Origin of the sequence: Microcoleus sp. PH2017_09_SFU_O_A (assembly GCF_020738625.1) — a bacterium.
Taxonomy (GTDB): domain Bacteria; phylum Cyanobacteriota; class Cyanobacteriia; order Cyanobacteriales; family Microcoleaceae; genus Microcoleus.
The window spans coordinates 1-14,876 of sequence record NZ_JAEQCF010000052.1 but is presented as its reverse complement, the minus strand read 5'-3'; the positions used below and the strand labels follow the sequence as shown (position 1 = coordinate 14,876).

The window sequence follows — 14,876 nt, the reverse complement described above, 5'->3', positions numbered from 1 at the left end:
GCAAGGTATCAGACAATGAAAAGCATTGGCAACAAACCAATTTTCCTGAGTCAACAAAAAACAGTTGACACCACAAGCATTGGCAGGAAAAATTCCCGAACTACCGCAACTTATCCTCAGGAAAAACAAATAAAACAAGTAAAATCAGACTGGTCTTTCCTGTCTCCAAAAATTGGTGGTGGCGCGGAAATTGAACACCTAGAGAGAGAATTTTTGCGATCGCCCGATTCGGTGGGCCCCCGGAATGTAAAAAATATACTGTTCATCGATGCCAGAGTAGAGAATAGCGACAGCTTGGCAAGAGGAGCAACAGCGGATACAGAGGTATTTTTACTGGACTCGATCGCGGATGGAGTCGATCGAATTACTAGAATTCTTGCTAATTACAGCGATTTAGACAGCCTTCAAATAGTTGCTCACGGTCAAGAAGCCAGAGTACAACTGGGGTCAGTAGAACTGTGCAGCGACAACTTAGAAACCTACAGCCATTTGTTGCAGCAGTGGGGAAACTCCCTCAGCGAGAGAGGAAATATCTTATTATTGGCTTGCCGGGGAGCAGCCGGGGAAAGCGGCCGGGCCTTCGTGCGGCGACTCAGTGAAATTACGGGTAGAGAGATTGCAGCTTCCACAGGCTTGGTAGGGAGTGCGGCGCTCGGTGGCGATTGGGAATTAGAATTTGCGACAGGAGAAATAAGGGCCAGGATTGCCCTTGAGCAAAAGGTGCTGGAGGCATACAGCGGAGTCCTCGGTACCTTAGTCAACGAAACATTTAGGAACGCCACAGTCAGGGGGCCTTGGCTCTACCGAGGACAAGACGGCAGGGTATTCGACCCCAGCTCAGTCTTTGAAGCCAACAGGCAAAGGATTCCCGGTATCACCGGAGGAAGTTCATCTGGGATACTTCCCGGTTTGGGTGGCGATGTACCACCCTCTGGGGCTTTGCAATTGACGACCAACGGTGTGGGACTGCCAGCCTTTGTTCTCTACGACAACCCCATACCCTCCACAGAGGGTCTGAAAATTACCTTCGATTTCTTTGCTTACAACGGCACTACTCTCCAAGGCCCAAACGGTTTTATCAGCCCGCAGCCAGGGGACGGCATTAGCTTCTTCCTGATTGACGGGTCAGCTAGCCCTACAGCAGCAGGAGGCTTTGGTGGTTCTCTGGGGTATGCCAACAACACCAATGGCAGCCAACCCGGATTGGTGGGAGGTTATTTGGGCATTGGACTCGATGAGTTTGGGAATTTTTCTAATGATACGGAAGGACGTGTTGGTGGAGCAGTAAATGGTACCATTCCTGGTTCAACTCTCGAAGGCTACAGACCTGATTCCATCACTCTCAGGGGTCGTCAAGCAGATAGTTATCGATTTTTAACAAACGCGATCGCCCCTTTAGGTATCGACAATATCCCCAAAAGTATTGACTTTTTAGATGCTGGGGGTACTTATGACTTCGACAATACTGTCACTACCAGTCGAGATGCAGCGAAAAGAAGCATTCAAATTACCCTAGCCCCCTCAAATTCAGCAACGCCCAACAGGCTCACCATTGCCCTAGACCTGAATAACGACGGCTTGTTCACCGGCGCGGGTGAAACTCTGATCGATATCCCCAATCTAGCAACTGCAAACGGAGCGATACCGCCTAATTTCAAATTTGGTTTTGCCAGTTCGACGGGAGTTGCAAGCAACTTCCACGAAATTCGCAACCTCGCAATCGAGACTGTCAATCCTACTCCCACCATCTCTGCTGATGTGGCCACCATCAAAAGTGGCCCGCAGTTCATCAAAACAGGTGCTGGCAGTATTACCTACACCATCACTACTACTAACAAGGGGACATCGCCGGCTGAACAAGTTTTGGTTCAAGACGAATTGCCTCCGGAACTCGTTCCTGTCGGCGGAGCCAATCCCATTCGCCAGATCAGTGGGGGTGGCCTTTACTCAAGCACGACGCGGAACGTCACCTGGCCGAAAATTCCCGTTCTCGGTGTCAATCAAAGCGTCACCTACACCTTGTCAGTTGCTTTACCCCCAAGTCTAAATCCTGGCAGCAGCTTAACCAACACCGCATTCAGCAGTGCCAGCACTTTCGACCCCGATCTCAGCAACAACGACGGTTCAACGTTCATAGGCCAACAACAGACTACTATTTCCCCTACTGTTGCCGATCTCGTTACTACCAAAAGCGGCCCCGTCACTTCTGTGGCCGGGTCAACGATTACCTATACCCTGACCACAGCCAACCTGGGGCCAGACCCGGCTCTCAACGCGACTATCACTGACAGCATTGTTCCCGGTTTGACTGGAGTCAGCGCATCGGACAATGGCACTTACAATCCGGCTACAGGGATTGTCACCTTCCCGGTGCTGACATCCCTAGCCATCAGTACAACAGTTAACCGCACCGTCAGTTTCGTTGCTCCACCGACCCTTACTTCAATCAGCAACACGGCTCGCAGCAGCTCGGAGACACCCGACCCCTTTCCCCGCACCAACGACGGCAGTACCACCAATAAAGACGGCACTCCCACGAATTCCACTGTTGTCACGACTATTACGCCCAGCGCTGATGTGGTAACAATTAAGAGCGGGCCGACGGGTGCGCTGCCTGGAACCCCTGTCAGCTACAGAATTACGACAGTCAATAACGGGCCGAGCCAAGCAGAAGCCGTCACGATCGCTGACAGCATCATTCCGGGCTTGACGGGAGTCACGGCATCGGACGGTGGCACCTATAACGCAGTTACGGGGATTGTCAGCTTCCCTGCTGTTGCGATCGCCAGTGGCATTACAGTCAATCGGACGATCGGCTTTGTGCCCCCAGTCGCCCTCCCCTCAATCAAAAACACGGCAACAAGCTCCTCGGCGACTCCCGACCCCACCCCAGGAAACAACAACGGCACAAACCCTGAGTCCAGTGTCAGCACTACGCTCGGAGCTATTGCCGATGTTGTTACCACCAAAAGTGGGCCCACAGCTACTACGGCCGGTCGCACAATCAGCTACACGATCGCCACAGCCAACATCGGCCCGAGTCAGGCAGATGGCGTCACGATTACTGACAGCATCGTTCCCGGCTTGACGGGAGTCACGGCATCCGACGGCGGTACGTACAACCCAGTTACCGGGATTGTTACATTCCCTGGGATTGCACTCGCCAGTGGCGCATCAGTCAATCGGACGATCGGCTTTGTCGCCCCAGGTACCCTGACCTCAATCAGAAATACGGCTCGGAGCTCCTCGACGACTCCCGACCCGATCGGCACCAACAACGACGGCAGCACCACCAATCAAGACGGCACTCCCACCAACTCATCTGTTGCCACCAGCATCACGCCCAGCGCTGATGTGGTAACAACCAAAAGCGGCTCGACGCTCGCCATTCCCGGTGCTACAGTCAGCTACACGATCGCCACAGCCAACAACGGCCCGAGTCCGGCAGAAGGCGTCACGATTACTGACAGCATCATTCCCGGCTTGACGGGAATCACGGTATCCGACGGCGGCACCTACAACGCGGCTACAGGGATTGTCACTTTCCCGGGTATTTCGATCGCCAGTGGCGTATCAGTCACTCGGACGATCGGCTTTATCGCCCCAACAACCCTGACTAGCGTCAGAAACACGGCAAAAAGCACCTCGACGACTCCAGACCCAGCCCCTGGTAACAACGACGGCACAAGTCCGAATGCCACTGTCAGCACTTCGATCGGTGCTGTGGCCGATGTGGTAACTAGGAAAAGTGGGCCCGCGAGCGCCAATCCTGGAACCACAGTCAGCTACACAATTAGCACGGCCAACAACGGCCCGAGTCAGGCAGAAGGCGTCACGATTACTGACAGCATCATTCCCGGCTTGACGGGAGTCACGGCATCGGACGGCGGCACCTACAACGCAGCTACGGGGGTTGTCAGCTTTCCTGCTATTGCGATCGCCAATGGCATTACAGTCAATCGGACGATCGGCTTTATCGCCCCAACAACCCTGACTAGCGTCAAAAACACGGCAAAAAGCACCTCGACGACTCTTGACCCCACCCCGGGAAACAACGACGGTTCCGATCCTACTGCCACTGTCAGCACTACCCTCGGTGCTGTTGCCGATGTCGCAACAACCAAAAGCGGGCAGACGATCGCCACTGCTGGAACCACAGTCACCTACACAATTAGCACGGCCAACAAGGGCCCGAGTCCCGCAGAAGGCGTCACAATTACTGACAGCATCATTCCCGGCTTGACAGGAGTCACGGCATCCGACGGCGGGGTTTACAACCCAACCACAGGGATTGTCACCTTTCCTGCGATTGCGATCGCCAATAACCTTACAGTCACTCGGACGATCGGCTTTGTCGCCCCAGCTACCCTGACTAGCGTCAAAAACACGGCTCGGAGCAGCTCAGTCACTTCTGACCCCACCCCGGGAAACAACGACGGTTCCGATCCTAATGCCACGGTGACCACCACTGTCAGCACGACACCGCGCCGCAACATCCCCCCTACAGCAGAAAACGATAACGTCACTCTGGGGCGTAACAGCGCTGCCAGGCTCGCGAACTTGGGAGGAACAGACACAGACGGCACTGTGGTTTCCTTCACGATCGACACTTTGCCTCCAACAAATGAAGGCGTCCTATTTTTGGGCGACCCAGCTAACGGTGGAGTAGCGGTTACAGCCGGTCAAGTCCTGACGGCGGCTCAAATCAAGCAGTTGTTCTTCCGATCCACAGGCATTTTTACAGGGGCAAACTTTACCTACAGCAGCACGGACGATCAAGGAGCACGCAGTCCCGCAGCTACTGTTGCCCTAATTCCGCCGCAGTTCAAGGAACCGCCGGTACCAGTTAATACCAACTCTCCTGTGGCGCCGAACGCCACCATCAACCTCACGGGGCTGATAGCAAACGACCCGGATAGCCCGATCGCTTCTTACAAGATCGACACTCTGCCCCCGGCAGACCAAGGCGTCCTATTTTTGGGCGATCCGGCTAACGGCGGAGTGGCAATTACACCAGGTCAAGTCCTCACCCCAACGCAAATCAACCAACTATTCTTCCGGGCCACAGGCGCGTTCAGAGGGGCCAGCTTTACCTACAGCGCGACAGACACCACCGGGTTGCCCAGTCCGGCCCCCGCTACTGCCTCCCTGTTCCCGCCTCCGGTTAACCTACCCCCGGTTGCTAACAACGCCAGCGTCAGCTTGCTGCCCGGTAGCGCTATCAATATCCCCGGACTCGGAGGATCAGACGACGGCACTGTGGTTTCCTTCAAAATTGAGACTCTGCCGCCAACTAATGAAGGTGTGCTGTTCTTGGGCGATCCGGCCAACGGGGGAGTACGAGTTACAGCCGGTCAAGTCCTGACACCAGCTCAAATTACTCAGTTGTTCTTCCAGGCGGGCACCGATTTTAAAGGGGCAAACTTCACCTACAGTGCCACCGACAACCTCGGCGCTACCAGCCCGGCCGTTGCTACTGTCTCCGCACTGCCGATCGCACTTAACCAACCGCCGGTACCATTGAATGCCAATACCTCGGCGGCCCCCAGCAGCACGATTACCGTGCCCGGACTAGCAGGCCGAGACCCCGATCCGGGCGATACGATCGCCTCCTTCGACATCAAAACCCTGCCACCAATAGCTCAAGGTCGTCTGTTCTTAGGCGATCCAGCCAGCGGCGGAGTTCCAATTACGATCGGTCAGATCCTGACGCCTGCTTCGATTAACCAATTGTTCTTCCAGGCATCGGGCAACTTCACCGGTACTACCTTTACCTACGGCGTCACAGACAGCCGCAGCCTAGGCAGTCCCACTGCGGCAACTATCTCAATTTTGGCCGCACCCGTCCCGCCCACACCCACACCGCCCACACCCACACCGCCCACACCCACGCCAATTCGGCAACCGACGCCCACACCTACCCCGATACTGGTACCCACGCCCACACCAGTACCCACGCCCACACCAGACATCCCGCAGCCACCGACACCGACACCCACACCAACACCCCCGCCTATTTTCGGGCCAGTACCCGAACCTGATACGGGCTGCGATTGCACGCCCTTACCCCTGCTGCCTCCGATTACATTTATCCAACCGCAGGCAGGGCAAATACTCAACTTCGACTCTAACGCCGTAGAACTCACCGACATCCAAAACACGATCCTCGGCACTCCCGAAGACGACTATTTAAGCGGGAACGACACTAACGAACTGTTTCTTGCCGAAGCTGGGAACGACATAGTTTTAGGTGAAGACGGCGCTGATATTGTCTTCGGAGACCAAGGGGCAGACTTCATCGCTGCCGATAAGGGCAATGACATCGTTTACGCGGGCAAAGAAAATGATGTGGTGTTTGGAGGGAAACAAAACGATCGCATTTTTGGCGATCGCGGTGCGGACTTATTGTCGGGCGATCGCGGTGATGATACGATCGTCGGCGACAACGGCAACAACATCGACTTGACTGGTAACGAAGCCGATCTGATTTTCGGTGGCGAAGGAAGCGACGCAATTGCTGGCAATCAAGGCAACGACATCATTTTCGCCGGCAAAAGCCCAGACATCGCCTACGGGGGCAAAGAGGACGACGCGATCTTCGGCGATAAGGGCCCTGACACCCTCTACGGCGATAGCGGGAACGATTCCCTGTTCGGTGGCGTCCTCAACTCCCTAGATAGCGACCCAGACGGGCAAGATTTGCTGTTTGGAGGCAATGGCAATGACATACTATTCGGCCAAGAAGGCGACGATACTTTGCTCGGTGGCAACGGCCGGGATTTGGCCTATGGAGGCAAAGGGGGCGATCGCATTTTTGGCGAAATTGCTTCCGACACACTCTACGGCAATCAAGGTTCTGATACCCTCGTCGGCGACTACGGTACTGCTGTTGGCACCACAATTGCTACTGATGAAGGCGACTTAATTTTCGGCAACGATAGCGGCGACATCATCGGCGGCGGCAGCGGTAACGACAGCATTTTTGCCGGCAAAGGCAATGACTTAGTTTACGGCGGCAAAGACAATGACCTGATTTGGGGCGAACTCGGTTCCGACACCCTTGTCGGCGACGAGGGAGAGGATTCGCTTTACGGCGGCTTGCAAAACGAATTCGTCAGCGACGCCAACGGCCGCGATTTGCTGTTTGGGGGCAACGGTAACGACTATCTCAACGGCGGTGAGAGTTCCGACTCTCTCGGCGGCGGAGAAGGCAACGATACTGTTCGCGGCGGCAAGGATGACGATTTGATGCACGGAGATGCCGGCGATGACTTGATGTACGGCGATGGCGGCAGCGATATTATGTGTGGCGATGATGGCAACGATACCATGTATGGCGATCGCGACGATAACCAGGATGTCTCGGTGGGTGCTAATGGCCAGCAAGAGTGCATGAGTGGCGGCAACGGCGAGGACTTGTTATATGGCAATGAAGGCCAAGATACTCTCAACGGCGATGACGGTAACGACACTCTCTACGGAGGGACAGATAACGACATTCTCAACGGCGGTTCTGGCGATGACTGGCTGTTTGGCGGTGCGGGCGAGGATACTTTAATTGGAGGTACTGGGAGCGATCGTTTTGTGTTAGATAGCAACAGCGGTATCGATACTGTCCTGAATTTTGAAGTAGGAATCGACAAGTTTGCTTTAGCTGGCGGCTTGAGTTTTGCTCAGTTGCAAATTAACTCCACGGCGAACGGAAGTGTCCTGCAAATAGCCTCTACTGGGCAGGTTGTAGCTAATATTTTGGGAGCCAGTAATGCTATTACTGCTCTGGATTTTGTGACTTTTTCCCAGTAAACAGCACCGCGCATTTAATGCGCCCAATTTGACCTAATATTGAGAAACCCGGTTTGCGAACAAACCGGGTTTCTCAATATTTAATTCGAGATTTGAGATTGGATATCAAATCCGGTAGCATCGGAATTATTACCCAAAGCCAGGACACGGCACTGCCGTGTCCCTACAATTAATCACGGTAGGGACACGGCACTGCCGTGTCCTCTATATGATTCCGGTGCAACCGGAATTGATATCATATCAATTCCGGTTGTATCGGAATAATTTAACCGCAGAGAACGCAGAGGGCGCGGAGGCAGAGAATAGAGAGATGAATGATTCCGATGCTGACGGAATTGATATGAGATTTAAGATTTCACAATCCTCCATCTAATTTAATTTCACATCGATTACCAAGGACTACCAATCATTGTAAAAGCAGACCAAAAATAGGGATGAGTGAGATTTTGTGCAGCGAAGCTATCTTCCCCTAATGAGTTCCCGTTCCCCGTAGGGGTTCCCGAAGGGTAGGGTAGGGAATCGCCATTACCTGCCATTTCTCGGATGGCTTGCTGGCTATTTTGCCCTCCCCGTTTGGCTGCAACAAAAGGGCCCCACAAGACTCCATTTTCGATCCGAACTTGACCTTGGATCATAGCAATTTGCGCTGCTCTGAGAGCTTCAGCTTTGATCGGAGCTGTTTTTAATTGATGGTAAAACTCGCTCATCAATGCTAACGTACCTTCATCAGAAACATACCACAAACTCGCTAAAGCCGACTTAACTCCTGCTTGAAATGCCAAGCCAGCAAAACCCATTTCCGTTGTCTCATCTCCGAGTGCTGTGCGGCAAGCTGATAGTACCAATAACTCCACAGGTGGATTGTTCCACCCCAAATTTCTGAGTTGATCTAATTGCAGTTTTCCATCCCACAGTTGAATAAAAGAGTTGCTCGCTGCTCCCGGTTTAAACTCGCCGTGAGTTGCTAAATGAATTATTTGATAAGGATTTCTACTGCGTTGGAATTTCAGGTTGTTCAGGGTAAATTGTTCGTTCAAGAAAGATTTCCCCTGCCACAAATCTACAATAGTAGATAGTTCTATTGGCACTGCTGGTAGGGGATCTAACCGATCGAATTGAGCGGCTCCCATTGCTAAAACAGAGGCATTTTGTAGCGATACATAGCGGGTATCGGTAAGTGAAATAGCTGGTATTAGACTGAGAGAATATTTTTCGACCAGGAATTGTTTGCCGTCATAAAGAGCAGATAAGGGGAGACTCCGCAAACCGGTATCCAGTGAAAATAACAGCGTATTGATATTTTGTTCCTGCAAGTCTGTTTCTAAAGGTGCAATCAGCAAACTATAAAGTTTTTGAGCGGATGCTTTGTAGCTGGTGGTGTTCAGATTCCCAGGATTCAAGATTTCTGCGCGGAATTCCGTTGCTAGTTTGATGATCCTCTCCCGATTGGCTTCCGGTACAGTTTTTCTAATCGCCGAACCTTCGGGAGAGAACAGTAATAATTCTACTCGATCGCTAAATAAGTTAATATAAATAATTGCCGATCTCTTGCCTGTTTGCGAGGCAACTTTGAGCAAAGTTTCGCGGATATTTTCAGCGCCGAGATTGGGATTGGTAAAGCCATTCCCAAAATAATCAGCATATTTCTCAGCTCGGTTTCCATCTAAAGATAGCATGGAATTGATGTTAGCAATTGCCTGCATATTTGCCGAAGGATTCGCTACACCACTGGGAATATTCGGGACGCCGGGGGGCAGATTCTGCCCGAGGCGGGCCCGCATTTGAGTTATATTGGGCGCAGCGGACATCGGGGGATTCCCGGGAAGATTGCGAGCATCAATTACCTGAATGTTGGGAGCCAGTGTTGGAGCTTTGTTAGGATTAATCTGTTGGTTGATAATAAAATTTGGCTGGCTACTGGTAAAAATGGAAGTGCGATCGATATTCCCATTTATCGGCAGATTGTTAATAATCGGGCGCGCAGACAACAGCTCCATATTATTCATCGTCGGCACGGAAAAACCTCTAGGAATAAGCTGTTGGTTTATAGGAAAATTTGGCTGGATATTGGGTACCAGAGCATTTTGCAGATTGTTACCCTGTTTCACAATTTGAGCGACTAAATTGGGAGGAATCTGAATATTATTAGGAAGAAAATTTAAATTAGCCGTATTAGGTTGTGGAGACATCACAACATTAGTATTATTAGGAGTGACATTGAGATTTGCTGTATTAAGCTGTGGAGGCATATCGTCCTTATTGTCATTAACAGGCGGATTGGGATTGCTCGTATTAGTAGTTTGTGGAGCGCTGGCGCCATTATTAGTATTAGCAGCCGGATTGGGATTGTTGGTATTACTAGGTTGTGGAGATGTTTGAGCTGTCCCGCTGTTATTTTGTCTTAAATTATTAGGAGGGAGAGTTTGCGAGGCAGATCTGGTTAATTGAACGCTACCGTCACTATTAACAGCAACATCTGAAGCATTATTAACTTTTTCACCCTTACCTGTCAGCAATTCGGGAAGAGTTGCAGATGAGTTTTCGCTGGATGTATTGGGATTTTCCCCTTGAGAATTCAATGCTTGGCTGCTGACTTCTATACTGAGCAAATATCCTGGTTGGCTGATACGGACAACACTTGGGCTTGTTACTGAAAGGATGTTAATTGTACCTCCCAGTGCTGTAACTTGACCTGTATTTGTAACCCTGCCACCGAGTAAAGTTATATTTTCCCCTGGTTTTACCGCCAAGTTGCCGCGATTCACAATGCTGGCAGGTGTCACATCCGAAAATACAAAACTGCTGGGATTTCCTGTTAAATTCAGATAGTTGTTAGAACCGATCGCGTTCAAAAAATTATTGCCAAAACCCATGCTATTAGCAGTGGTAGCAGTAAAGGATGCGGGTACATTTAACTGAGAATTACTGCCAAAAATAATACCCGCTGGATTGATTAAAAACAAATTGGAATTGCCACCGCTAACTTGGATCGAGCCATTAATTATAGACGGTTCTCCGCCAACAACTCGCCCTAAAATATTTTGGATGTTAGGATTGGAAATAAAATTCGCTGTTTGATTTTTGTTCAAGCCAAACCGTTGGAAACTCTGGAAAAGATTAACCCCATCTCCCGATAGTTTACCACCGCTAATATCGATTCGATTTCCTTGAGGGACGATGGTAGTACCGGTGCCGTCATTCGCGGGGATAACCGATTGCCCGAAAGCAGCCGTTTCCCCGAGGAATAAGCAAAATGATAAAATTAAAAACAGCTTTTTTGCTTGACTTTTTGCTTGATTGTTGGCGATTTGGTACAGTAAAATCATTATCCAGAACCTTCCACTACTAAACAAACATTTCCGGGCATCCAGTCGCTGACTAATTTAGAGATTGTCTCGGCTAGATCGAAGTCTTGTTGTGTCAGCGCCTCTGCATCGTGAGTTGTGAGACTTATCGTGACGCGGTTGTAAGCAATAGCAATATCGGGATGGTGGCCAGCTTTTTCTGAGGGGGAAATCAGACAATTTACAAAACTGACAGCTTCGACAAAATTTTTAAATTCGTGCGTATATTTAATAGTTTTACCTTCTCTAGTCCAATTAGGCAAATTTTGCAAGCGCTGAGAAACTTCCTTTTCGCTTAAGGGTTTGAGTTTGCTATTTTCATAATTTTGTGCTACGAATTTAGAGGATATTGAGCGATAAGCGGGTGCAACCTGTTCGGCTGTTGGCGGGATTCTATCAGACGAAGCAAGAAGCAAGAAAGACGAAGCAAGAAGGAAGAGGCAAGAAGGAAGAGGCAAGAGGAAAGAAGGAATCAGGAAGTTTAGCAATGATTTTGTAATCGATGTCAGTGATTGAAGGAAGATGCAAGAAGCCAAAAAGACGAAGGAAGAGGGAATCAGGAATCAGGAAGTTCGGCAACGGATTTTGTAATCGATGTCAGTGATTGAAGGAAGATGCAAGAGGGAATAAGTAGGCTGCGTCGCTACAAGAATTCTGGCTATTTACAATTATGGCATAGCGGCGCACCTTACTAGGATACTCTCTCGGAAATGACGATCGCAACTAATGACTGCTGACTAATGACTAACAGACATCTTCAATAACTCTCAATATCTTTCCCCGCTTGGTTTCTGGCGGTTGGTGCTTTAAGGGATCGATCGCCAGAAACCAACGCTTCAATACTACAAACCGTTTTTTAAGTAACCGGACACAATTAATTGCACAATCAAAGGCCAGAAATTACTAATTTACAAGCTTGGCGAGCGATCGTAGTGTAATTAATTTTATCATTAATAAATAAAGGTACGTAGTTGGGCTTGAGCCTCCTTTATCTATACGTCTAAAGAGGGCTGAAGCCCAACTACGTACCTATCTCTCTCTCCCCATAATAAAACTACCATGCTTCGATCGGGGGATGCGAGGGGATCTCTTGAAATTTCTTATTCAAAGCGTATTGCAAAAACAATCTTAGTGAGAAAGGCAAGTCCGCATCCAAGAGAGGACTAAAGTCCTCACTACAAACCCAACTAATGTTTGTTTAAAAAATCTAATCCTAAAAAAATAGCTGCGATGCTTCCAGCTACACAAATTTCTCGATTGGTTATTTTCAACAAAACTTCTGAAATGGGTACTAAAACTACTTCAATATCTTCTGTAATATCCAATTTAATTTGGCTGGCAAGCTTGACATTTTTACCAAGGTATAAGTAAATAGAATTAGTGTCTTTTACGGGATTGTCGTATAAAACTGCTAGTTCCAAAATTTCTTCAGCAACATATCCGGTTTCTTCAGCCAGTTCTCGGGCGGCAGCAGCTTTGCCACTTTCTTCGGCAGGATTGAAACTCCCAGCCGGGAGTTCGAGTAAAATTTCGCCGACGCCATGCCTGTATTGACGCACACATACAAGTTCTTGCTGTTCTGTTACCGCAAATATTAGGGCGATATTGGGTCGGACATTAATAAAAAAGTCGTCGATAATTTGTCCGCTTGGCAATTCTATTTCATCTTGCCTGACTTGACACCACTTGTGGTTAAGCACCAAGCGCGATCGCAGTAATTTCCATTTAGTTAAATTTTTCATATTATTGAATTATTCATAAAACGCGCACGACTAATCCTTCTTCGGCTGCTTGTGGCGTACCTTACCCTAGTTGAAGGGTCAGGAAAAGAACAGAAGGATGAATGCGTATCTGCTGGCATCCGGCATCAGGCAGAAAGTGTTAATATCAAATCCGTTAACATCGTCCTGTATTTATCTCTCTCTTCCCTTTCTCTGTGTTCTCTGCGTTCTCTGCGGTTAAATCATTCCGATCCAACCGGAAACGATATAACTTCCAATTTTTCAATTACCCATTAATGCTAAAATTTCAGCGTTAAGCTACCCTTGCGGTTAGTTGTACTGCCGATCGCACCTATCCCGATCGCAAATCGCCCGCAACACCTCTACCAAAAAAAATTATCCTCAAAGCTAGTTAAAATCTCAACTTTTACACAGCCATGCAATACAAAAAATTACCACCGAAATTTTGGACAGACTTACACAAACTAACACCTAAGTGTCTGGTACCCTCATTTTTAGGCTCTGTGTCGATCGCCCTGAGCATAGCAGCAACCACCACAGTTGCGACACTCCAAATCGCACAGCAACCAGCCAATGCTTCTACAGTCACGAGTTGGCGGTTCGATCCAGCTACAAATCAGCTAGAAATTACTCTCCCAGAGGGCAAAACTCCCACCTATTCCCTACTCAACCCGTCTCAAATTGCTGTGGATTTGCCCAATACTCCGATCGCCGTTGATGCAACTCAACTATACCCGCAAGGCAATGTGCGTTCCGTGGCGATAATTCAACTGCCATCAGGAAACGCGAGAATTTTGGTAAATTTGGCTCCCGGAGTAGCTTTCAACGGTGAACAAATTAAATTTCAAAGAGTCGGGGTAGAAAATCGCTGGGTGTTGCGTCCCTCGATCGAGCCTGCTTCCTATCAAGCAACTCTCGAAACGCAAGCACCGCCTGCAATCCCAGTACCACCTAATCCGCAGTCAGCCGATTCTAACTCAACTCCTGCCAAAGCGTCTGTCCAACCTGCCTCGGCTGAGGTTATAACTTACGAGCAAAACTCTTCGGGGATGTCAACTCCAAACGACCAAATCCGACCGATAAATGTGCCTTTGGTCAGGGTTCCGGTTAACAGACGGCAGGGGGTAAGTTCTGCCCCTGTACGCCGTCCTGCTGCTTCCTGGGAGCGGATTATCGATTTTGGTCAACCGCTTCGCTAATACTCGCTTGGAGTCGATCGCACCTATGTTATTCGATCGTCCGATCCTCGCAGTTAGAAATTTTGACCTTCACTGGGTGGAGCGATCGAACCCGGTTGGTTGAGGAACAGGTTTTTAGCGCCGTCGTTTTGGTAAATACAGTTAATGTCAGGTTGACCTTCCAGGGCGCCGGTGAAGCCAAAGGTGTTCATGCGATTTTTACACTCGCGCACTTGCTCTTGGTTGATCAGTTTTCTTTGTTCGAGAATTGCCCAGTTATTGGTTCGCAGGACGCATCCGGGACGCATACTCGGCTGGGAGATGTAGACGTTGAAGGGGTTAAGGGTGACGAAGAGGCGCATATCTGTCACCATTGCGCTGGCTCCAAACTGTACGCAAAGTTCGGGGTTCGGGGCGCTGCGATCGATAAATTCCCGGGATGCTACGTTTTGTGGGCTAATTGTAGCTGTGGAACTGAAGGCAATGCCGATCCCAATTCCCAGAATAAAAACGGCTGTTAAAATCCCTAGGGTGGCGGAATTGAGGAAAGAGGGTTTGCCAGACTGAGGTTGTCGTCGCGACGATCCGCCAAATGAGCCGGAGTCTTCATCTCCCCGGAATGGGTCGCCGAATCTGTCTCTGTCGTTGTAGGAGTTAGGTTTGCGTTTCATATAAAGTTCAGTCCGTTCTGGGGATTTAACAGTTGACACACCTCTGCCTAAAGGCGAGAGGATTCTTGCTTCAGTGGGATTCCGACGAATTTACCCTCGGCAAGCATCTTGACCGTATGCCCTACGGCTGCAAGTCCT

General features: G+C 49.8%; 7 protein-coding genes. 3 read left to right on the top strand and 4 right to left on the bottom strand.

The genetic code is table 11. The annotated features are described in order from the left end of the window. Positions 1-15: 15 nt before the first annotated feature. The gene (locus JGK16_RS19920; RefSeq protein ID WP_293192001.1) at positions 16-7,803 is read left to right on the top strand and encodes a DUF4347 domain-containing protein; all 7,788 of its coding nucleotides are present in this window, start codon (positions 16-18) and stop codon (positions 7,801-7,803) included. Positions 7,804-8,192: 389 nt separating this feature from the next. Here JGK16_RS19920 and JGK16_RS19915 read toward each other — a convergent pair whose 3' ends face one another. Next, positions 8,193-11,129 (bottom strand): CHAT domain-containing protein, encoded by a 2,937-nt coding sequence (locus JGK16_RS19915; RefSeq protein ID WP_293191999.1) that lies wholly within the window; start codon positions 11,127-11,129, stop codon positions 8,193-8,195. After that, positions 11,129-11,497, bottom strand: coding sequence for a 4a-hydroxytetrahydrobiopterin dehydratase (locus JGK16_RS19910; RefSeq protein ID WP_293182960.1), 369 nt, complete (start codon positions 11,495-11,497; stop codon positions 11,129-11,131). The genes JGK16_RS19915 and JGK16_RS19910 overlap by 1 nt, the downstream gene beginning before the upstream one ends. Between JGK16_RS19910 and JGK16_RS19905 the strand changes: the two genes are divergently transcribed. Next, positions 11,497-11,646: a hypothetical protein gene (locus JGK16_RS19905; protein ID WP_293182962.1), complete on the top strand. Its 150-nt coding sequence runs from the start codon at positions 11,497-11,499 to the stop codon at positions 11,644-11,646. The two genes, JGK16_RS19910 and JGK16_RS19905, sit on opposite strands and share 1 nt — an antisense overlap. A gap of 688 nt (positions 11,647-12,334) precedes the next feature. On the opposite strand, the gene JGK16_RS19900 is transcribed toward JGK16_RS19905, so the two are convergent. Beyond that, positions 12,335-12,889, bottom strand: a complete 555-nt coding sequence (locus JGK16_RS19900; RefSeq protein ID WP_293191997.1) for an NUDIX hydrolase — start codon at positions 12,887-12,889, stop codon at positions 12,335-12,337. Positions 12,890-13,305: 416 nt separating this feature from the next. Between JGK16_RS19900 and JGK16_RS19895 the strand changes: the two genes are divergently transcribed. After that, a complete protein-coding gene (locus tag JGK16_RS19895) occupies positions 13,306-14,088 on the top strand; it encodes an AMIN domain-containing protein (RefSeq protein ID WP_293191995.1) in 783 nt (260 codons plus the stop codon). 53 nt (positions 14,089-14,141) lie between these two features. On the opposite strand, the gene JGK16_RS19890 is transcribed toward JGK16_RS19895, so the two are convergent. Next, positions 14,142-14,738, bottom strand: a complete 597-nt coding sequence (locus tag JGK16_RS19890; RefSeq protein ID WP_293182938.1) for a DUF3172 domain-containing protein — start codon at positions 14,736-14,738, stop codon at positions 14,142-14,144. Positions 14,739-14,876: the final 138 nt, after the last annotated feature.